Annotated in this window: 18 protein-coding genes and 2 pseudogenes; 10 read left to right on the forward strand and 10 right to left on the reverse strand. The window is 54.9% G+C overall.

Annotation, left to right across the window (positions count from 1 at the left end):
- Positions 1-62 precede the first annotated feature (62 nt).
- A pseudogene (locus tag AC6I4B_RS20690) lies at positions 63-440 on the forward strand (hypothetical protein); the annotation flags it as partial.
- Positions 430-600: pseudogene (locus AC6I4B_RS20695) on the forward strand (hypothetical protein); the annotation flags it as partial. The pseudogenes AC6I4B_RS20690 and AC6I4B_RS20695, both read left to right, overlap by 11 nt.
- On the opposite strand, the gene AC6I4B_RS20700 reads toward AC6I4B_RS20695, so the two are convergent.
- Together AC6I4B_RS20700 and mpl are read right to left on the reverse strand one after the other, a co-directional pair.
- Positions 549-1,079 carry a GNAT family N-acetyltransferase gene (locus AC6I4B_RS20700; protein WP_497767834.1) on the reverse strand — a complete coding sequence of 177 codons (531 nt, stop codon included), beginning with the start codon at positions 1,077-1,079 and terminating at the stop codon, positions 549-551. The pseudogene AC6I4B_RS20695 and the gene AC6I4B_RS20700 overlap by 52 nt on opposite strands.
- Before the next feature lie 78 nt (positions 1,080-1,157).
- Positions 1,158-2,531: a UDP-N-acetylmuramate:L-alanyl-gamma-D-glutamyl-meso-diaminopimelate ligase gene (mpl, locus tag AC6I4B_RS20705; protein WP_497767836.1), complete on the reverse strand. Its 1,374-nt coding sequence runs from the start codon at positions 2,529-2,531 to the stop codon at positions 1,158-1,160.
- 175 nt (positions 2,532-2,706) lie between these two features.
- On the opposite strand from mpl, the gene fbp reads away from it, so the two are divergent.
- The gene (gene fbp / locus AC6I4B_RS20710) at positions 2,707-3,705 is read left to right on the forward strand and encodes a class 1 fructose-bisphosphatase (RefSeq protein WP_497767837.1); all 999 of its coding nucleotides are present in this window, start codon (positions 2,707-2,709) and stop codon (positions 3,703-3,705) included.
- A gap of 48 nt (positions 3,706-3,753) precedes the next feature.
- Here the strand turns inward: fbp and AC6I4B_RS20715 are convergent, their stop codons facing one another.
- Positions 3,754-5,316: a methyl-accepting chemotaxis protein gene (locus AC6I4B_RS20715; RefSeq protein WP_497772272.1), complete on the reverse strand. Its 1,563-nt coding sequence runs from the start codon at positions 5,314-5,316 to the stop codon at positions 3,754-3,756.
- Positions 5,317-5,604: 288 nt separating this feature from the next.
- Here AC6I4B_RS20715 and ppa point away from each other — a divergent pair, with 288 nt between their 5' ends.
- Complete coding sequence (gene ppa / locus AC6I4B_RS20720; protein WP_497767839.1) at positions 5,605-6,132, forward strand: inorganic diphosphatase; 528 nt, start codon at positions 5,605-5,607, stop codon at positions 6,130-6,132.
- A 113-nt stretch (positions 6,133-6,245) separates the two neighbouring features.
- Here the strand turns inward: ppa and AC6I4B_RS20725 are convergent, their stop codons facing one another.
- From AC6I4B_RS20725 to tamA, 5 genes are all read right to left on the reverse strand, one after another.
- Entirely contained in the window at positions 6,246-6,488 is a 243-nt protein-coding gene (locus tag AC6I4B_RS20725) for a hypothetical protein (protein WP_497767841.1), read from the reverse strand.
- Between the two features lie 75 nt (positions 6,489-6,563).
- Entirely contained in the window at positions 6,564-6,806 is a 243-nt protein-coding gene (locus AC6I4B_RS20730) for a hypothetical protein (RefSeq protein WP_497767842.1), read from the reverse strand.
- Between the two features lie 98 nt (positions 6,807-6,904).
- Entirely contained in the window at positions 6,905-7,243 is a 339-nt protein-coding gene (locus AC6I4B_RS20735; RefSeq protein WP_497767843.1) for a gamma-glutamylcyclotransferase family protein, read from the reverse strand.
- Between the two features lie 2 nt (positions 7,244-7,245).
- A complete protein-coding gene (tamB, locus tag AC6I4B_RS20740; protein WP_497767845.1) occupies positions 7,246-11,022 on the reverse strand; it encodes an autotransporter assembly complex protein TamB in 3,777 nt (1,258 codons plus the stop codon).
- Positions 11,019-12,752 carry an autotransporter assembly complex protein TamA gene (gene tamA, locus AC6I4B_RS20745; RefSeq protein WP_497767846.1) on the reverse strand — a complete coding sequence of 578 codons (1,734 nt, stop codon included), beginning with the start codon at positions 12,750-12,752 and terminating at the stop codon, positions 11,019-11,021. Before tamA ends, tamB begins: the two co-directional genes overlap by 4 nt.
- Positions 12,753-13,020: 268 nt before the next feature.
- Between tamA and msrA the strand changes: the two genes are divergently transcribed.
- Positions 13,021-13,659 (forward strand): peptide-methionine (S)-S-oxide reductase MsrA, encoded by a 639-nt coding sequence (gene msrA, locus AC6I4B_RS20750; RefSeq protein WP_497767847.1) that lies wholly within the window; start codon positions 13,021-13,023, stop codon positions 13,657-13,659.
- Positions 13,660-13,661: 2 nt separating this feature from the next.
- On the opposite strand, the gene AC6I4B_RS20755 is transcribed toward msrA, so the two are convergent.
- Positions 13,662-14,717, reverse strand: coding sequence for a LacI family DNA-binding transcriptional regulator (locus AC6I4B_RS20755; RefSeq protein WP_497772273.1), 1,056 nt, complete (start codon positions 14,715-14,717; stop codon positions 13,662-13,664).
- A gap of 189 nt (positions 14,718-14,906) precedes the next feature.
- Between AC6I4B_RS20755 and AC6I4B_RS20760 the strand changes: the two genes are divergently transcribed.
- The 4 genes from AC6I4B_RS20760 (at position 14,907) to paeA (ending at position 19,849) form a co-directional block, all read left to right on the forward strand.
- Positions 14,907-16,061, forward strand: coding sequence for a Gfo/Idh/MocA family protein (locus AC6I4B_RS20760; RefSeq protein WP_497767849.1), 1,155 nt, complete (start codon positions 14,907-14,909; stop codon positions 16,059-16,061).
- A 36-nt stretch (positions 16,062-16,097) separates the two neighbouring features.
- Entirely contained in the window at positions 16,098-17,165 is a 1,068-nt protein-coding gene (locus AC6I4B_RS20765; RefSeq protein WP_497767850.1) for a Gfo/Idh/MocA family protein, read from the forward strand.
- A gap of 13 nt (positions 17,166-17,178) precedes the next feature.
- Positions 17,179-18,201 carry a Gfo/Idh/MocA family protein gene (locus tag AC6I4B_RS20770; protein WP_497767851.1) on the forward strand — a complete coding sequence of 341 codons (1,023 nt, stop codon included), beginning with the start codon at positions 17,179-17,181 and terminating at the stop codon, positions 18,199-18,201.
- 301 nt (positions 18,202-18,502) lie between these two features.
- A complete protein-coding gene (paeA, locus tag AC6I4B_RS20775) occupies positions 18,503-19,849 on the forward strand; it encodes a polyamine export protein PaeA (RefSeq protein WP_497767853.1) in 1,347 nt (448 codons plus the stop codon).
- A gap of 82 nt (positions 19,850-19,931) precedes the next feature.
- Here the strand turns inward: paeA and AC6I4B_RS20780 are convergent, their stop codons facing one another.
- The gene (locus AC6I4B_RS20780) at positions 19,932-20,138 is read right to left on the reverse strand and encodes a DUF1107 domain-containing protein (protein ID WP_497767855.1); all 207 of its coding nucleotides are present in this window, start codon (positions 20,136-20,138) and stop codon (positions 19,932-19,934) included.
- Between the two features lie 322 nt (positions 20,139-20,460).
- Here AC6I4B_RS20780 and AC6I4B_RS20785 point away from each other — a divergent pair, with 322 nt between their 5' ends.
- The gene (locus AC6I4B_RS20785; RefSeq protein WP_497767856.1) at positions 20,461-21,015 is read left to right on the forward strand and encodes a YtfJ family protein; all 555 of its coding nucleotides are present in this window, start codon (positions 20,461-20,463) and stop codon (positions 21,013-21,015) included.
- Positions 21,016-21,317: the final 302 nt, after the last annotated feature.

A 21,317-nucleotide genomic window follows, 5' to 3' on the forward strand; every position in this document is an offset into this window, starting at 1 on the left:
AAATGCCCTCCTCGCGAGGGTATTTTTTTGCCTGATAGCGCGGGTTTGTAGGCCAAATAAGGCGTTTACGCCGCTATCCGGCAATCTGCCCAGTTCTGCCTGATGGCGCTGCGCTTATCAGGCCTACACAGGTTTGTACGCCACCATTTGCATCGATTTGTAGGCCGGATAAGGCGTTTACGCCGCCATCCGGCAACTCTGCTCCGTTCTGCCTGATGTCGCTGCGCTTATCAGGCCTACGCGGGTTTGTAGGTCAACATTTGCGTGGGTTTGTAGGCCGGATAAGGCGTTTACGCCGCCATCCGGCAATCTGCTCCGTTCTGCCTGATGGCGCTGCGCTTATCAGGCCTACGCGGGTTTGTACGCCACCATTTGCGTGGGTTTGTAGGCCGGATAAGGCGTTACGCCGCCATCCGGCAACTCTGCTCCGTTCTGCCTGATGGCGCTGCGCTTATCAGGCCTACGCGGGTTTGTACGCCACCATTTGCGTGGGTTTGTAGGCCGGATAAGGCGTTTACGCCGCCATCCGGCAATTCGCACCGTTGGGCCTACGCGTCGAGGCCCATCACTACCTGGCGCAATGCGGTGTTGAAGCGCTGATACTTCGCTTCATCGATTTTCTGCGGATAACTTAAAACCACCAATTTATGATCGGCAATCCCCTGGTGATAAGTCGGGTGCGCGTGTGCCCACGGGTTGGCGGCAAACCCCATCGACTCATAAAAACGTAACCGGCGATGCGCAATCTCTGTCGTAAGCGGATCAATTTCCAGCACGGTGACCGGAGCGCGCAGCAGCAGTTCCGCCAGCAAAATCTTACCGTAGCCTTTCGAGCGCAGCGCGCCATCAACCGCCAGATGCTCAATATAGAGCATGTCGTCAATCAGCCAGCTACCGCTCATGCCAACAAACTGTTCACCGTCAAACCACGCTTCCAGCGCATAGCGCGAATCGCTCAGCGCCTGTTGCTTCGCCGCCCGCTCCCGCTGTTCATGCCAGGGAAACGCGAGCGCATAAAGCGCATCCACGCGGGAAAACAGCGGCGACGTGTCTGAAGTCAGTTTCTGAGACGTTAACATGCATAAACTCTTCTGAAATCGAAATAAAAAAAGCCAACCGGTTTCCCGATTGGCCTGAAGAAACCTGAGCGGAGAGGTTTACTGTTGCTGTTGCGCTTTTTTCGCCAGACCGTCGAGCAATTTCTGGTGAATACCACCGAAACCGCCGTTGCTCATGACCAGAATATGGTCGCCCGGATTGGCGCTTTTCACGATCATCTCAGCCAGTGCGTCTACGTCCGCGCTCCAGTGCGCAGGCTGCACACAGGCTTCCGCCACTTCCGCGACCTGCCACGGAATATGCTGCGGCTGCAACAAGAACACTTCATCCGCGCGGCCTAAAGACGGCGCTAAATCATCTTTGCAGATGCCCATTTTCATGGTGTTGGAGCGAGGTTCCAGTACCGCGATAATTTTCGCCGTACCGCCCACTTTGCCACGCAACGCCTGTAATGTGGCGAGGATCGCCGTCGGGTGGTGAGCAAAATCGTCATACACGCAAACGCCGTTGGCTTCACCGCGCAGTTCAAGGCGGCGGCGGGCATTGATAAAGCTGCCCAGCGCATTGGCGGCATCCGCAGGGGTAACGCCCACGTGACGAGCAGCAGCAATCGCCATCAGGCCGTTATGCATGTTGTGCTCGCCAACCAGGCCCCATTTCACCTGACCGACCACTTCACCGTCGAGCAGCACTTCCCATTCGGACGCATCGGCGTTCAGTTTCTTCGCCAGCCAGTGACCCTGCTCACCCACCAGCTCCTGCTCGCTCCAGCAGCCCATCGCCATCACTTGTTTCAGGTTAGCGTCGTTCTCCGGCAGGATAATGCGCCCTTGCCCTGGCACGATACGCACCAGATGGTGGAACTGTTTCTGGATAGCTTTCAGATCGTCAAAGATATCCGCGTGATCGAACTCAAGGTTGTTGAGAACCAGCGTACGCGGGCAGTAGTGCACGAACTTGGAGCGCTTATCAAAGAAGGCACAGTCGTATTCATCGGCTTCAATCACGAAGAACGAGCTGTCGCCCAGACGCGCGGAAACCTCAAAGTTGCCCGGTACACCGCCAATGACGAAGCCCGGCTTATAGCCGCATGCTTCAAGGATCCAGGTCGCCATGCCAGCGGTAGTGGTTTTACCGTGCGTTCCCGCTACGGCCAGTACCCAGCGATCGCGCAGCACAAAATCGTGCAGCCACTGAGGGCCGGACATATAAGGAATATTTTTCTCCAGCACCGCTTCAACACACGGGTTACCGCGAGTCATGGCGTTGCCGATGATCACCAGATCCGGCTGCGGATCAAGCTGGCTTGCGTCGTAACCTTGAATTAAATCAATGCCTTGCTTTTCAAGCAGTGTGCTCATCGGGGGATACACATTAGCATCCGAACCCGTGACTTCATGACCCAGCGAACGCGCCAGCATCGCCAGACCGCCCATGAAAGTGCCACAAATACCCAAAATATGAATGCGCATACGTCACTATCCTTTTTTTATCTGCCCCGCATTTTACCCATATGTTTGCCAGCAGAGAAATGCATTTCAGGATATTCCGTAGTTTGCTGGCGCGATTCACCTGTGCGAACTTTTTTTATTCTTTGTTAAGATTGTTGCAGTCGCTTTACTCAACATCCAATGCAGGGAAAGTGTTATGAAAACGTTAGGTGAATTTATTGTCGAAAAACAGCATGAGTTTTCTCATGCGACCGGTGAGCTTACCGCTTTACTGTCGGCAATAAAGTTAGGTGCTAAGATCATCCACCGCGATATCAACAAGGCCGGTCTGGTCGATATCCTGGGTGCCAGCGGCGCTGAAAACGTACAGGGAGAGGTACAGCAAAAACTCGATCTGTTTGCGAACGAGAAATTAAAAGCAGCGCTGCGTGCACGTGACATTGTCGCCGGTATAGCCTCCGAAGAAGAAGACGAAATCGTTGTTTTCGACGGCTGCGAGCACGCAAAATATGTGGTGCTGATGGATCCACTGGATGGCTCATCTAACATCGACGTTAACGTTTCTGTTGGGACTATCTTCTCAATTTATCGCCGCGTCACCCCAGTGGGCACGCCGGTAACAGAAGAAGATTTCCTGCAACCTGGCAATAAGCAGGTTGCCGCCGGTTATGTGGTTTACGGCTCTTCCACCATGCTGGTGTACACCACCGGCTGCGGCGTGCACGCCTTTACCTACGACCCGTCGCTGGGCGTGTTCTGCCTGTGCCAGGAGCGTATGCACTTCCCGGAACGCGGCACGACCTACTCCATCAACGAAGGGAACTACATCAAATTCCCGAACGGGGTGAAAAAGTACATCAAGTTCTGCCAGGAAGAAGATAAGTCCACGCAGCGCCCGTACACTTCACGCTATATCGGTTCTCTGGTGGCGGATTTCCATCGTAACTTGCTGAAAGGCGGGATTTACCTGTACCCAAGCACCGCCAGCCACCCGGATGGGAAACTGCGTCTGCTGTACGAATGCAACCCGATGGCGTTCCTGGCAGAACAGGCCGGCGGTAAAGCGAGCGACGGTAAAGAGCGTATTCTGGATATTCAGCCAGAAACGCTGCACCAGCGCCGTTCGTTCTTCGTCGGTAACAACCATATGGTTGAGGACGTTGAGCGCTTTATCCGCGAGTTCCCGGACGCGTAATTTGTTCTGAGTGGTTTTCCCCCTCCCTTAGAGAGAGGGGGAAACCTATCACGACGCCTGTAAACGGAACGACGACATCGCCGCGACCAGCGCCTGTGATTGTTCTTCCAGCGAGCGGGTGGCCGCCGAAGACTGCTGCACCAGCGCCGCATTTTGCTGCGCGGTTTCATCCATCTGGCTCACCGCAATATTAACCTGCTCAATACCACGGCTCTGTTCCTGCGAGGCACTGGCGATTTCCCGCATCAGTTTGGTCATGCGCATCACTTCGCTGGCGATTTCATCCATCGTCTCTCCCGCCTGCTGCGCTAAGTCGCTGCCTTCGCTAACATGCGTTTGCGAGTCGGAAATCAACTGACGAATCTCTTTCGCGGCGTCTGCGCTACGGCTGGCGAGGTTGCGCACTTCTCCGGCGACCACCGCAAAACCGCGTCCTTGCTCACCCGCGCGCGCCGCTTCAACGGAGGCATTCAACGCCAGAATATTGGTCTGGAAGGCAATACCGTCAATCACCCCGAGGATATCGGCGATACGTTTGGCGCTGCCGGAAATATCCTGCATTTTTTCAATTACGTAGCACACCATTTCGCTGCCGCGATCGGCGGTGTCGGAAACCTCTTTCGCCAGCTTGTGCGCTTGTTCTGCGTTGTCGGCGTTCTGTTTTACCGTGGCGGTGATTTCTTCCATGCTGGCGGCGGTTTGCTCCAGCGATGTCGCCGTCGATTCGGTACGCTGCGCCAGATGGTTATTACCCGCCGTCAGTTCACGGCTTCCCACGTCAATTTGTGAGCTGGCGTCGCGAACCCGCATCACCGAGTTCATCATCGATTCGCGCATTCCGGCGATAGCGATATTCAGGCGCTTAATTTCCGCGCTGGTTGTGGTCGGTGGAATGGGGGTTAAATCCCCTGCGGCAACCTGTTCCAATTGAGCAATCGCCGCCGCCAGCGGTGTCAGCAGCAGGTGGCGTAGTTGCAGCCAGCCCAGCAGCATCACGCCTGCGGTGAGCAAAATGGCAATAGTCATCAGGACAAGCACACGATTTTTGGTGCTGTGTACCGACGCCACTTCAACCTGCCCGCGCGATTCGCCCCAATCCTGGAAGGCGTGAATGGCATCATCAAACTGCCGCGCAACCGGAATCATGTTTTTTTCCAGAAGATCGTAATAACCGTCAACATTCTGCTGGCTAAGCGCTGCCAGCATCGGTTTGATCCCCTGCGAGTTATAGAGATCGTAGCTTTTCGCTACCTTCGACATCAGTACCGCGCCATCGGGATCGTCCATCGATGATTGCGTCACGCGGGTCATGATCTTCTGCGCCTGCCCAACTTCTCCGTTCAGCGCATTCACCGCCTTTGCGGCATCATCAAGCATACCTATTTCCATCAACCGGACGGCCTGCCCGGCTTCATTGCGGGCGCGCAGCAGCAGCGTGTAGCTTTCATTAAGCTGCGTTATCTGGTCACTTTGTAGATGGTCAATGCGTTGTAGCGAGGCAGAACTTTGGGTGAGAGCATAAATGCCAATTCCACTGACCAAAATCAGCAGTAGGGTCATTACGGCGAGCAGGGACAGCAAGCCGGTACGGATAGAAAGCGTTCTAAGCATCATAATATTTCCGGTAGCAGGGGTACTGTTTGGCGTAAAAGCGTTTTATCGGCAGCTAACGGAAAAACTTTATTCTATCAGTATGTTAAATCTTTATATCCCCATTCCGTGGCGAGAACACCGTTCCGGCACAGTCGATAGCCTATAGATGCGCACAATTATGCTACGGGTTGAGATACCGATTAATATTCACCCGCGCAAGGTTGACGTAAAACAGCTCAAGACTTTCCTGGCGAGTTGGCTATAATACCGAGCACTAGTTTGCCATACATTCTAAAGGAAACAGACATGAGCTTACTCAACGTCCCTGCGGGTAAAGATCTGCCGGAAGATATCTACGTTGTCATCGAAATCCCGGCCAACGCAGATCCTATCAAATACGAAGTTGACAAAGAGAGCGGCGCGCTGTTCGTTGACCGTTTCATGTCCACTGCGATGTTCTATCCATGCAACTACGGTTACATCAACCACACCCTGTCTCTGGATGGTGATCCGGTTGACGTTCTGGTCCCAACGCCATACCCACTGCAACCGGGCGCAGTCGTTCGCTGCCGTCCAGTTGGCGTGCTGAAAATGACCGACGAGTCTGGCGAAGATGCGAAACTGGTTGCGGTTCCGCACACCAAACTGAGCAAAGAATACGATCACATCAAAGATGTGAACGACCTGCCAGAACTGCTGAAAGCGCAGATCACCCACTTCTTCGAGCACTACAAAGACCTCGAAGCAGGTAAATGGGTTAAAGTTGACGGTTGGGACAACGCTGAAGCGGCTAAAGCTGAAATCGTTGCTTCCTTCGAGCGCGCGAAGAAATAAGATTTCTTATCAAGCGTTGAAAACACCGCCTCCGGGCGGTGTTTTTGTTTGTGCAGGATAAAGCGTTTACGCCACCATTTTCGATGGCGCAGTTTGTAGGCCGGATAAGGCGTTTACGCCGCCATCCGGCGCGGTTGCCGCCATTGCCTGATGGCGCTGCGCTTATCAGGCCTACGCAGTTTTGTATGCCAACATTCGCGTGTAGGCCGGATAAGGCGTTCACGCCGCCATCCGGCACGGTTGTCGCCATTGCCTGATGGCGCTGCGCTTATCAGGCCTACGCAGTTTTGTATGCCAACATTCGCGTGTAGGCCGGATAAGGCGTTCACGCCGCCATCCGGCACGGTTGTCGCCATTGCCTGATGGCGCTGCGCTTATCAGGCCTACGCAGTTTTGTATGCCAACATTCGCGTGTAGGCCGGATAAGGCGTTCACGCCGCCATCCGGCACGGTTGTCGCCATTGCCTGATGGCGCTGCGCTTATCAGGCCTACGCAGTTTTGTATGCCAACATTCGCGTGTAGGCCGGATAAGGCGTTCACGCCGCCATCCGGCACGGTTGTCGCCATTGCCTGATGGCGCTGCGCTTATCAGGCCTACGCAGTTTTGTATGCCAACATTCGCGTGTAGGCCGGATAAGGCGTTCACGCCGCCATCCGGCACGGTTGTCGCCATTGCCTGATGGCGCTGCGCTTATCAGGCCTACACAGCCGAAAAACCTAACGCGGATAAAAAAACAACGCCACCCGAGGGTGGCGTTGTCGTATTCAACACTAGTCTTTATCCAACCAGTTGCCGCTTTCTATCAGCGTAAGCCCTTCTACCGAGCGCTGATAGACGTACATCCAGGCGCTGCCATACGGCGTCTGAATGAGATGACGTGCATATTCGCCCGCTTTAGTGCGCAGCGCATCCAGTTCGGCCAGCGTCGATGCGTCAATCCGATACACTTCACCATGTACTGTGCCATTGCCCGGCACGGCGCCTGGATAGTGGCCCAGGCTGTACAGTTGATAATCGGTAACGCTGTGATCGCCCAGCCACTGAGCGTTAGTCATCCAGTGGCTGTTGCCTTGTTTGCGCCGTAAACTGCCGTACACAAATATTCGCATTGCTAAAACTCAAACTGATAGAGCAAATCGAGAGCCTGGTCTACGCCAGACACCGCTTCCAGATACAGCTTAGGCATCAGGCGATAGCGTAACGTGAGCGTCGCTAAAGAGTCAAAGATCCCAACGCCATATTTCACCTGTAGACCCGGCAATACGTAACCACTGACCACCACTTGAGAGGAATCACCCACCCCTTGTGTATCCAGTGCCAAATTACTTACGCCGAATGTCTCACCGATTTTACCCACAACCTGACCACTTTGTGCAACCCCAATCCCAATAAGCATTGAGGTCATCGCCGCACTATCGCTCTGGCCGCTTTCCAGCCCTTGTCCACGAACAAGGTAGGAGAGCGCTTCTTGCTGCGACATTGCCGGGTCAGAGAACACTTCCGCTTTCGGTTGATCGGCCGTGCCGGTCACGCGAACGCCTGCGATCACGTCATTTTCGGTCGAGTCTGGGTTACGGATCGCTTCAATGTTCAACAGCGGTTGATCCGGCGGGCCGGAGAACAGCAGTTCGCCTTTACGCACAATAAGATCCTGGCCATAAGCGTGGAAGCGCCCTTCCGGGATATTGATCTGCCCGTTCAGGCCCAGCCCTTGTTTATCCTGCGCGACTTTGAGATCACCCGTCAGTCGCGCTTTCAGGCCAAACGCGCTCAGACGCACGTTATTGCCGACGTGGATAGTCAGGTTGCTGTTGATAGGGATCGACGCTGATTTGCTTTCCACCGGCTGAAGCTGGCTGTTGAGCATCACTTCATCGCTGGAGACACCCACCGCGCTTTCTGGCACTTCCTGCACGACGATACGCGCCCACGGGACATCAACGTTGCCGTCGAGCGTGAACAGACTTGGCGTAGCGTTAAACTCAATATCCGGCGAGACATCCAGGCGCACCATTGGCGGTACGGTAATCCGCACCCGGCTGCCTTTTGCCGCAATACGCGCACGCCAGTTATCAATCTGTCGCCAGTCAGCATCGCCGCTGAGGTTAATCGACCCTTGCTGAGTATTAACCGTCCCTTGCAGCGTGGAGCTTGCGCCGTTGAAGTTCATCGTCAACTGGCTTGGCTGCATGTCGAACGGCATAAAGTTACCGTCAACATCAATGCCGTTAAGCTGCATCTGACCAAACATCAGCGGGCTTTGCGCATTGCCGCCCAATCTCAGGTTGGCGTTAAGTTTGCCATCCGCTTTTTCGCCGCGTGAGAAAATAGGGTTAATCATCGCCAGCGAGAAGTTACGGATGTTGACGTTACCGCCAAGATTACGCCGCCCCTGCGGATCACTCACCTGAACTTGCCCATCCAACTGGCCGTTGTTGGTCAAACGGATAAGCCAGCCCAGTTCGGCGCGATCGTTATGCAAGTCAGCGTTCAGGTTCAGCGTGTCGAAGGCCACCGGCAGCGGCGCATTGTTAACGATTTGCGTCACCTTCACGTTGCGCCCGGAGAGCGTCACTTTCCCCTGCGGCAGCCCCGGTTTGGTGGTGTCCCAGGTCACATCAGCGTTACCGCTGAATACGCCGCTCGCTTGCGTGGCATCCGGCATAAACGGTTTCAGCATCGCGAGGTCGAAACGGTTGAGGTTCACTATCGCATGGCCTGCCGCACCGGCTTCAATCGTCTGCGGGACGCACAGTTCCGCATTCGGGTTCACCCAGCAGTGTGGCCCGATAGTGATTTTTTGCTCCAGGTTGCGGTAGTCCAGCGCAATATCACGATTCACCGACCACGGCCCCACCGGCGTTTTAAAGCGGGTATTGCTCAGCGTCCCTTTCCAGCGCTCTTCTTTGCGGTCAAAACTCCCCGCCAGCGCGAGCTGCCCGGAAACTGGCTCGCCCTGAATCTGAAGCTGGAGGCTGTGCTGTTTTTCACTGCCTTTCGCCGCCAGATGCACCAGCCCGATGTTGACGTCCGGCTGCACAATGCGCTCCACGCGCACGTCGAGGTTACCGGCAATTTGGTCGCTCGATTTCACATCGCCGTCCACGCGAATCTGGCCAATCGTCAGCTCTTGCCAACGCAGGCCGCGCGCGGTGATATCCGCCAGCAGTTGCGGGGCTTCCACCGTACCGCGAATATTCACCAGCCCTTTCGCCGTACCGCCCAGACCAGGCAGCATGTTGTCGAGCTTCGGCGCATCGATTTTGGCGTCGAGGTTAAGATCTTTAACCCCCAGCTCGCCCTTCACGTCCGCCGTGTTATTGCCCAGCGCCACATGCAGACCCGGAATCGTCCACTGCATATAGCTGTTGCCTTTCACCGCACCGTCAACGTTCACTTTATTTTGCTTCACGTTACCGGTGATTTTGATTTCCGGCACGTTCATCTGCCAGCTACCGCCGTACAGACTACCGTTGGTTTTAATCAACCCCTCCAGCTTCGACGGCCAGTCTGGCGCAATCTTGCCGGTGTTGATTCCGTGCAGCGCTAGCTCACCGCGCCAGCTTATCGCCTGTTGCCAGTCGAGCAGCGCGGTCAGTTCGGTTTTGCCTTCCAGCGCCGCAACGGTGAGTTTGTCGAGGCTCACCTGACGTTCGTTACCTTTGGCATCAATCGTGATATCCGCCGGTGGTACGCCCTGGCCTTTCACTGCGGTGCGCATAGAAAGGGTGTAGTCGGTCATCTTGCCGCCCAGCTTCAGCTTGAAATCGTCAGCCTGGAACTGTTTTTCACCGGTAAACGGCCAGTACAGTTGCTGGCTGGTCACTTCAAGATTGAACGGCAAGCCCGCTTCTGCCAACTGCGCCTGCGCGCGCAGCCCTATATCCACCGGGCCTGAGAGATTCACTCCGACTTCCAGTTGCTTGCGCACCGCGCCGCCGACTTTCAGTTTGATCTTCTCGCCCTTCAGCGGCTCGATATTCAGCGTGCTGTTAAGGGTCATGTCCACCGGCCAGTCGTTCACCAACTGCGCCGTACCACTGGCGTTCACCGTCCCCTGGCTGGAGTTGATGTCCAGGGTGTCGAGCTTCATCTGGCCGTCAATACTGCTCACCTTCAGCAGCATTTTGTACACCGTGAGGTCCGTATCGCCGGTAATTCGTAGCTGTTCGCCGCTAAAGGATTGAATATTCAGGTTCAGCGGCAAATGAACATCGGTCATCTCCGGCAGCACCGGTTTGGAGAACAGCTCGGTCAGCGTTTCGCCCAGCGGTTTTTCCTGCGGCTGCGGGTTGTCGATTTTCGGCTCCACCACCTCTTTTTGCGCCACGTTGGCGACTTTCGGCAGGGCAATTAGCAACCCCTGCAACGACGTTGGCGTCAGCGTCAGGTTTTTCTCCTGCCACGCCAGGCCGCTGGTGAAGTCCATCACCGATACGGTGGTGTCATCAATTTTGATATTGATGTTATTGAGCGCCACCCGATTGAGGGTAATCGGATACGGGGTAGAGAGGTTCAGCGGGCCGCTGTCCTCCTCTTTGACCGGTTCCGCTGGCGGCATTTTACTGCTGTCGATAGCCACGTTAATGTCGCGCAGCGCAATATCGTTCACACACAGGTTGCTGTGCCACAGGCAGCTAAGGTTCACCGCCAGATGAAATTCGCCAGCATCAACCGCCACACCCGGCTGCGTGTAACGCACTTTTTTCAGCGTCAGGTCACGCCAGCCGCCGGTCACCTGGCCAATTTCCAGCCCCGGAACCCAGCGGTTAGCGGCGTTAAACAGCAGATGTAAACCGGTAGTAGTGCCAATCAGGAAGCCAACGATACCCAGCAATAGCACGATAAAAATCAGTACGCCGAGGCTTATTTTTTTCCATAACGTCATAGTTCAGGCCCCAGTCCGATATAAAACTGCAATCCGTGTTCGTCTTTGTCACCCACCGGAACCGCGAAATCGAGCTTGATAGGCCCGACTGGCGATTGCCAGCGCACGCCAATACCCGCGCCGGTTTTCCAGTCGCTCTGGCGGATATCGCTCACCGCTTCGCCGCCATCGACAAACATCGCGCCCCACCATTTACCCGTCACATTGTACTGGTATTCCAGCGAGCCAGTCGCCAGCTTCGACGCACCAATCAGCTTGCCTTTAGAATCTTCAGGAGAAATGGATTTGTATTTGTAGCCGCGAATACTGCGGTCGCCACCGGCGAAGAAACGCAGGTCTGGCGGCACTTTGTCGAAGTCACCGGTTTCAATCCAGCCGAGGTTACCGCGCATCACGAAACGGTGGCGATCGTAGAGCGTGCGAATCCATACGTTCTGTGCCTGGATGACGGAGAAATCAACGTCCGAGCCCCACGCGGTGTTCGAGTAGTCAATCGAGTAACGCTGCGAGTCACCCCAGGTAGGCATCAGGCCGCCGCGCGAACGGGTACGGCTAATCGACACGCCTGGATAAAACAGCATGGTGGTGTTAGTCACGTTGGCCTGGGTAAAGTGGTCAAGGCTCCAGCGCAGGTTAATCGCCCGCTGCCAACCACTGGAGAGATCCCAATAGCGCGAAACCGCCAGCGTGGTGGAGTCGGCTTTGGTGTCGTTCAGGTCGGTGCTTTTAAAGCCGCCCTGCACCAAATAGTACTGTTCCAGCGGGTTTTTCAGCAGCGGCATTTTATAGCTGAAATCCAACTGCTGTTCCGGCGCTGAGACACTCAGGCTGGTGGTCAGGCTGTGACCATAGGAGTTCACCCACGGTTTTTTCCACGACGCTTTCACCCGTGGGCCGACATCGGTGGAGTAACCACCGCCCAGCTCAACGGTGTTCTCGCTGCGCGGCGAAACGACGCCATGCAGCGGCAATACCTTAGTTTCACGGGATTTATCGAAAACAGGCGCGACCACAACCGAGTTAAACCAGCCGGTTGCTGATAGCCGACGGTTCAGTTCGGCCAAATCGCTGGTCTGGTAATAGTCACCTTTTTTAAACGGCACCAGATGCTGCAAATACTCTTCGCGAATCTGTGAGCCTTCAAAGGTGACTTCGCCAAAGCGATAGCGCTCGCCGCTGTCGTAGTCGATATCCCAAAACGCCAGGCGGCGCTCCAGCGACACGCCGAGCTGGCTTTTTTTAAATTCGCTGTCGAAATAACCTTTACGCAGCGCTACGCTGCTTAAGGAGCTTTTAAAGTGGTCGTAGTCGCCGTGGTTTAACACCGTGCCAATTTTGGGACGCGTTTTCAGCAGCGCGAGATAGTCGTCGTCGGTTCGCGCGCCACCGCGCAGGATGACATCCGTGCCGCCAATCAACACCGGTTTTCCGGGAGTGACTTTGGCTAACAGTACCTGACGGCCTTTTTTCGGCGGCGGCTTGAGTTCGAAATCAATCGTCGGTTCGTAATACCCGAGCGCTTTCAGCCCTTCGCGAATCGCGTCATCCACGCGCGCGCGAAAGCGACGATCCGGCGTGACTTCATCACTGGCGATCGTTGAAAGCTGCGCTCTGACGTTTTTTTGTAGCTCGCCTGATAGCCCTTCAACCTGTAAACGGATGTTCGCTGCACTGGCAACACCGCTGGTCAGCAGCAAGCTCACCAAACATAACTGGCGGATTTGTCGCACATTTTCTCCTGAATATCTTTGTTCCCGCCCTAACGGGAAACGAAAGTCCGCTCCGTGGCCACGGCTGCGTTTATCTGTTTTGCTCTTTAATGGCATACAGTTTTCAACGTCAGCCTAAAAAACCCACTCTTTATCGGGTTGAAAAAAAGACAGAGCCCCAAATTATTCTTATGTTTAAATTTAGACGTATTCGGCGTGTTTATTGTGTTATAAAGACACGCTCGGTTACAACCTTAACGACAATTACTGTCACCCGGAGGCCTATCCCATGAGTCTAGCTGATAAAAAACACCTTGTATCTCAGTCGGATGCATTGCCTGGTAGAAATACGCCCATGCCTGTGGCAACGCTTAATGTCGTTACCGAACACTCAATGACTCATATCCCAGACGATATGGAAGTGGCGATATTCGCCATGGGATGCTTCTGGGGCGTCGAACGCCTGTACTGGCAACTGCCGGGGGTCTACAGCACCGCCGCAGGCTACTGTGGCGGCTACACGCCGAATCCGACCTATCGCGAAGTGTGCAGCGGGCAAACCGGACACGCCGAAGCAGTGCGCGTGGTCTATGATCCTGCGGTCATCCGCTACAGTGAGCTTTTAAAAGTCTTTTGGGAAAACCACGATCCCGCGCAAGGTATGCGCCAGGGAAATGACCAGGGCACACAGTACCGGTCTGCTATTTACCCGGTTACGCAGGAGCAAGAGCAGGAAGCGCAGGCCAGCCTGAAACAGTTCCAGGAAGCGATGCGCAGCAGCGGCGATATGCGGACGATCACCACCGAGATTGCGGTCGCCCAGCCGTTCTACTACGCCGAAGATGAGCACCAGCAGTATCTGCATAAAAACCCATACGGCTATTGTGGCATTGGTGGAATTGGCGTCTGCCTGCCGCCGCAAAGCTGAAGCTAACGCGAGACAACCACGCGTGCGGCATGGCGCGTGGCATGAGTCACCGTACCGCGCTCAATCACCTTCCCCTGCAACAGTAAGTTAAATACCGGAGCATGAGGGCGATTTAGCCGGGTCTGCAACAGATGCACCGCTTCGATGCCCAGCGCCCGACAAGGGATGGTGATTCCGGTCGTGGTCAGCCCGATTTTGGCATCCAGTTCCCATACATCGGTGGTCATCAGCGAAATGGCATCCGGGACGCGCTCACCCACGCTCGCCAGCACTCGCAGTACCGCCGTTGACATCGACAGCCCGGCGCAGAAAATCACCTCCGGCCAATGCTCACGCGGTGTGCTACGCAGCCAATCTCCCAGCGCCCGCTCAGCCTCATCCTCTGAAAAGCCTTCCGTCACCAGCAGGTCATGCTGCACATCGAAGGGGATTTGATACTGGCGATACACCTCTTTAATCCCCTCAAGCCGCCAGTACATTGTCTCGCGGCGCAGGCTCGTCATGCTGAGAATTCGCCGGTGTCCCTTTTCAAAGAGGTAGTTTGCCGCCCGATAGCCAATTGAGCGGTGGTCTGGCGATACCGAATCCAACCCCCCTTCTTTATCTCGCGAGTTAACCAACACGCACGGCTTACCCAACGATTGCGCCAGCTTGTGGATGGTGGGGTCATCAATACCGATGATAATGATCGCGTTGATATTTTTATGGCTGACCTTTTCCAGAAACACTTTAATGTCGGCGCGCTGCTCGCCTAACCCGCTATAACTCACGTAAACGTCGTGCGGTGCGAGCGCCTCCGCGATGCCTCGCGTCACTTCCAGATAGTAAGGATCGCCCTGCGCCATGAAGGTGCGCTGCGGGGCAAATACCGCGATACCGTTAATCAGCAGCCGACCGCTCGCTAAATCGTCCAGTACCCCCAACTTTCGCGCGCAGCTCACAATCGCCTCGCGGGCCTTTTCACTGGTGTAGGACTTGCCGCTGAGCACGCGCGAAACGGTGCTGATGGAGTAGCCCGTCAGCGCCGCAATCTCATCCATTTTTAGCTTGCCGGACATAGTGTGACCTCTGTCGCAATCATATTTTGCAAATTCTTGCAGATGCAGTTCGCTGATTTTAAAACCTAATTCCACCTCCTTGCGGATATTCCTTTTGCGCTTGCGAGCATTCTCACAAATACCGTTTGTCCCTCCTGAGCGCCTTGCCTATTTTCAGGCTTCACTCCTTTCTCTCACGCAAGGTGCAACATGGATAAGGTGCGTTTTGGCATTATCGGCGTAGGTAATATTGGAACGGTTCACGCCCGTTACCTGCTGGCAGGTACGGTGAAAGAGGCCTGCCTGACGGCAGTGTGCGATAACAATCCCGACAAACATCCGGCGATTCGCCAGTTAGTCGGCGATAAGGTGGCGTTGTTTAACGACGCCGAAAAGATGCTAACAAGCGGCCTGATTGACGCCGTTATTGTGTCCACTCCGCACTACGACCATCCGGGCCTCTCGATGCTGGCGATGAGTCACGGTATCCATACGCTGTGCGAAAAACCGGCGGGCGTGTATACCGCGCAGGTGCGCGAGATGAATGCGTTTGCGCGCGGCTGCAACGTGGTGTTCGGCATGATGTTCAACCAGCGCCCTAACCCGCTGTATCAGAAAGTGAAAGACCTTATCGACAGCGGCGAGCTGGGCGAACTGCGCCGTTCCAACTGGATAATCACCAACTGGTATCGCTCGCAGAGCTATTACAACTCTGGCGGCTGGCGCGCCACGTGGAAAGGCGAAGGCGGCGGCGTGCTGCTAAACCAAGACCCGCATCAACTTGACCTGTGGCAATGGCTGGTGGGGATGCCGGTACGGATGCGCGCTTTCTGCCAGTTCGGCAAACACCGTGATATTGAAGTGGAAAACGACGTCACCGCCTATGCCGAATACGCCAATGGCGCCACCGGGGTGTTTATCACCACCACTGCCGAAGCGCCGGGCACTAACCGGCTAGAGATAGCGGGCGATCGCGGCAAAGTGGTCGTAGAAGACGGCAAGCTGCGTTTCTGGCGGCTGCGCGAGTCCGAAACGGAATTTAACGCCCGCTGGCAGAATGGTTTTGGCGAGCCGGAATGCTGGGAAGTGGTCATTCCAACCCAGCCAGACAGCAGCGAGCACCACGTTGTCACCGCCAATTTCTGCGACGCCGTTCTGCACGGCAAACCGCTCATTGCCCCCGGCTGCGAGGGAATTAACGGCCTGACGCTCTCTAACGCCATGCACCTTTCCACCTGGACCGATAGCTGGGTTGACCTGCCGTTTGACGAAGCGCGGTTTAAAGAACTGCTCGACGAACGCATTGCAACCTCCGTCGAAAAACAGGTCGAGAGCAAAACCCTGGATGCCTCTGGCAGTTGGTAAGGCGTTGGCTAAAGATTGGGAGCAAGGAGTATCAACATGAACATCAAAGACGGTATGAATTACGCCCCGGTGGGCAAACCACAGCCGGTTGTCGGCGCGGGCGAGTTTATTATTGCTGCTGCCGCGCTGGATCACGGCCATATCTACGGCATGTGCAATGGCCTGATTGAAGCGGGGGCAACTCTGAAATGGGTTTATGATCCCGACCCGGTGAAAGTCGATAAATTTGTCCAACAGTATCCGCAGGCACGGGTTGCGCCGACGCTGGAAACTATCCTCAACGACCGCCACGTGCAGTTAGTTGCGGGCGCTGCTGTGCCATCGGAACGCTGCCCGCTGGGCTTGAAAGTGATGGACGCCGGGAAAGACTACTTTACCGATAAAGCCCCGCTCACCACGCTGGCGCAACTGGAAGCCGCCAGGCGTAAGGTGGCGGAAACCGGGCGTAAATACGCGGTCTATTACAGCGAACGCCTGCACGTCGAAAGCGCCGTTTTTGCCGGCCAACTGGTCGAGCAAGGCGCGATTGGTCGCGTGATGCAAACGCTGGGCGTCGGCCCACATCGCGAAGGCGAAGGCCGCCCGGACTGGTTCTATGAGAAGGCGTTGTTCGGCGGCATTCTGTGCGATATCGGCAGCCACCAAATTGAACAATTCCTGTACTACACCGGCAACAGCGAGGCTCGCGTCGTCGCAAGCCAGGTGCGCAACGTTAATCACCCGCAGTATCCGCAGTTCGAGGATTTTGGCGACGCGATGCTGGCGGGAGATAACGGCGCGACCGGTTATTTCCGCTGCGACTGGTTTACCCCAGACGGCCTTTCCAGTTGGGGCGATGGTCGCCTGACGCTGCTCGGCACTGAGGGCTATATCGAAATCCGCAAGTATGTCGATATCACCCGTGGCGAGCAGGATGTGGTTTATCTGGTGAACAAAGAGGGCGAATTCCGCTATCCGGTGGCGGGCAAAGTCGGCTTCCCGTATTTCGGTCAACTGATTCTTGATTGCCTGAACCGCACGGAAAATGCCATGACCCAGGCGCACACCTTTAAAGCGGCGGAGCTGTGCGTGAAGGCGCAAATGCTGGCGAACGCGGCGGTGTAACAAGGAGACGGTAATGAAAACACGTCATGCGGCGATAGTGGGCTGCGGCGCTATCCACACCTGTCACGTGGATGCCTTGCACCACGTTCCAGGGGCGGTGCTGCACGCGATTGTCGATATCGAGAGTGAAAAGGGAAGCCGGCTCGCTGCCGACTATGGCTGTCAGTTTTATCAAGACGATCGCGAGATGCTGCTGGATGCTGCCATTGACGTGGTGCATATCTGCACGCCGCATTACCTGCATAAATCGATGATCCTTGCCGCGCTGGCAGCAGGGAAAGCGGTGTTTTGCGAAAAGCCGATGGTGATGAACGCACAAGACGTGGCGGAGATTCAGGCCGCCGCCGACATCGCGCAGCGCCACGTTGGTATCTGTTATCAAAACCGCCTCAACCCCACCAGCCTGGCGATTCAGCGCTGTATTGCCGACGGTTCGCTGGGCGCGATGCGGGCGATAAAAGCGGTGCTCACCTGGTCGCGCACGCGTAATTACTACACCTCTAGCCCGTGGCGCGGCAGTTTTGCCCGCGAAGGCGGCAGCCTGCTGATAAACCAGGCTATTCACACGCTGGATTTAATGCAGTGGTTTGGCAAGGGCGTCAGCCGCCTGAAAGGCGTTATCGACAGTAGCCTGCTCGCCGACGACATTGAAACGGAAGACAGCGCAATGGCAACGCTCTGTTTTAACAACGGCGCGCGCGGGCTGTTTTACGCCAGCAACTGCTACGTCAGCGACTCGCCGTTGCTGCTGGAGATAGAGTTCGAGCGCGGTATGTTGCGTATGACCGATAACGCACTGTGGCAAATTTGTGGTGATGAGCGCACCCAGCTTGCCAGCGATGCCTCACCTGATGGGAAGGGGAAAAGTTACTGGGGCATCGGCCACCAGCAAGCCGTTCAACGTTTCTATCATGCGCTGGACACTCACGTTACCGATCGGTATTGCGGTATTCACGACGCGGCAAAATCATTGCAGGTGGTGAATGCGATTTACCAATCGTCACTCTTAAGGAAGTGGGTAAATATCACCGAGTGAGGGCGTTCCCGTTTTGCTGTAGGTGGATAAGCCCAATGGCGCTTTTGTTGCTTATAGCGACCATGAACTTAACCGAGTCACTCGCAGTACTGATCTTACGCGACAAGAATGTCGCGCTTTTAAGTGAGAATAATTCTCATAACACAAACAAAAAGTGACCTCTGGCGACTTTACAGTGCTTTACGCTATACTAGCTGCTGAAATGATCGGCTCATCCCCTTCGAGCCGATTTTCAATGTGTATTTCACACGGATTTATCAACTTCCCTTCCGAGGATCTGGCCCAAGAGGCTGGATAAGATATGTTAAACAGTATTCTCATCATTCTTTGTCTGATCGCTGTAAGTGCGTTCTTCTCTATCTCTGAGATCTCACTTGCGGCTTCTCGCAAGATCAAACTGAAACTGCTTGCCGATGAAGGCAACATCAATGCCCAACGCATTCTGAAGATGCAGGAAAACCCAGGGATGTTCTTCACTGTGGTGCAAATCGGCCTTAACGCGGTCGCCATTCTTGGCGGTATCGTCGGCGATGCAGCATTTTCACCGGCATTTCACTCACTGTTTTTAAACTACATGTCGCCTGAACTCTCCGAGCAGCTGAGCTTCATCCTCTCCTTCTCGCTAGTTACTGGTCTGTTTATCCTGTTCGCGGATTTAACCCCGAAACGCATCGGTATGATTGCGCCTGAAGTTGTGGCTCTGCGTATCATCAACCCGATGCGCTTCTGTCTCGCGGTGTTCCGCCCGCTGGTGTGGTTCTTCAACGGCATGGCTAACATCATCTTCCGCATCTTCAAACTGCCGATGGTGCGTAAAGACGATATTACCTCCGACGATATTTACGCCGTGGTGGAAGCGGGAGCGCTGGCGGGTGTGCTGCGCAAGCAAGAGCACGAGCTGATTGAAAACGTGTTCGAGCTGGAGTCACGCACCGTGCCGTCTTCAATGACGCCGCGCGAAAATGTTATCTGGTTCGATTTGCACGAAGATGAGCAGAGCCTGAAAATCAAAGTGGCCGAGCATCCGCATTCCAAGTTCCTGGTGTGTAACGAAGATATCGACCACATCATTGGCTATGTGGACTCCAAAGATCTGCTGAACCGCGTGCTGGCAAACCAGAGCATGGCGCTCAACAGCGGTGTGCAGATTCGTAACACCTTGATTGTGCCGGATACGCTGACGCTGTCCGAAGCGCTGGAAAGTTTCAAAACCGCTGGTGAAGACTTCGCCGTTATCATGAACGAATATGCGTTGGTGGTTGGGATTATCACCCTCAACGACGTGATGACCACCCTGATGGGCGACTTAGTCGGCCAGGGGCTGGAGGAGCAAATCGTCGCGCGTGATGAAAACTCCTGGCTGATTGACGGCGGTACGCCAATCGATGATGTCATGCGTGTGCTGGATATCGACGACTTCCCGCAGTCCGATAACTACGAGACTATCGGCGGCTTTATGATGTTTATGCTGCGTAAGATCCCGAAACGCACCGACGCGGTGAAGTTCTCCGGCTACAAGTTTGAAGTGGTGGATATCGATAACTACCGCATCGACCAGTTGCTGGTGACTCGAATCGACAACAAGCCAACGGTGCTAGTGCCTAAACAGGCCGACATGGCCGAGAACAAACAAAGCACGACTGCGTAAAGCGCTATGCGGCGATGAAAGGCTAGAAACATCAACGGCTCCCTTGGGAGCCGTTTTTAATTCTATCGCACCGTTTTTACGGCTACGCCATGTCCGTTTGTAGGCGCAGAACGTGGCGGTTTATTTCAGACATCACAGATAAATGCTGCTTGTCTCTAATCTTCGGGATAAGAATTTTACCCTTATCAAATTCAAAAGCGCCAACATCCTTGATGTACAACCGTCCACGAAACAGGGTTTTTACGTATTTCGCTACCTGAAACGGGTTGTAGCGTTGGAAAATTTTCATTCTAATCTCCTGCGAGTACTACGCCCTAGTCGATCCAAATTTGGCTCAACGCTCCGGGGCGCAAAGTGAAGTACTCGTTAACTATAGTCCATAACAACAGAGGTCCCCTATCTTAGAGGACCTTATTTACCTTTTTATTACAATATTTCAGAACATTCTTTTCAGCTATACGCGGAAGGCAGTATAAGGCTTCATTCTTACTAGATTGTGTGCGGTTCTCCACAAACTGGCACCGCCTTTGCGGGAAAAATCAATTAATCGCACTTATCATTAATGCTATCGACCAAGTGGTCGGATCACCTGCTTATAAAAAGGAAAAAACATGACTCTAGGTACGCTTCTCGCGGTTTCCTGCCTGTTAATGCCGTTAATGGCCGGTGCGCATAACTTCGTCAATGGGCAACGCGTGTCGCCGGTTGGCGTGGCGGATCGCGGCGAATTGATTCTTGATAATGATAAGTTTAGCTACAAAAACTGGAATAGCGCTCAGTTTTCGGGAAAAGTGCGCGTGGTGCAACACATTGCCGGGCGTAGCTCTGCGAAAGAGAAAAATAACGCGCTGGTCGAGGCCATCAAAGCCGCTAATCTGCCGCACGACCGCTATCAGACCACCACCATTGTGAATACCGATGACGCAATCCCCGGCACATCGATGTTTGTGCGCAGTAGCATCGAGAGCAATAAAAAGCTCTACCCGTGGTCGCAGTTTGTCGTCGATAGCGACGGCGTAGTGCGCAAAACCTGGCAGTTAGAGGAAGGCAGCTCCGCCATTGCGGTGCTGGATAAAGACGGGCGCGTGCAGTGGGCTAAAGACGGCGCACTGACGCCAGCAGAAGTGCAGCAGGTGATTGCCCTGCTGCATAAACTTCTGAATTAAATCACCTGACGTGCCGCCTATGGCTGATGTGGCCTTATGCTTGTCAGTTAAGCGCCACATTCCGTTCACCTGATGTTTTGTAGAACATGAAGCCTCTGTTCCTGTGAACGGGTCAAGGGGGACTGCCGAGTCCCCCTTGACAATCCCTGCGGCCCCGCAGGGAAATCGGTGCTTCGCACTGCGCTCGCCTGCGAAATCCAGCCTGCGGCACGGCGAAACTCGACTTCCTGTCTCGGTTCGCCTCAGCCCGCCATCCCTGGCGGTCTGACCTTGTCTTCCTTTCTCCGGCTCGCCGATTTCCA

The sequence above is a fragment of the Kluyvera fluvialis genome (assembly GCF_059725275.1).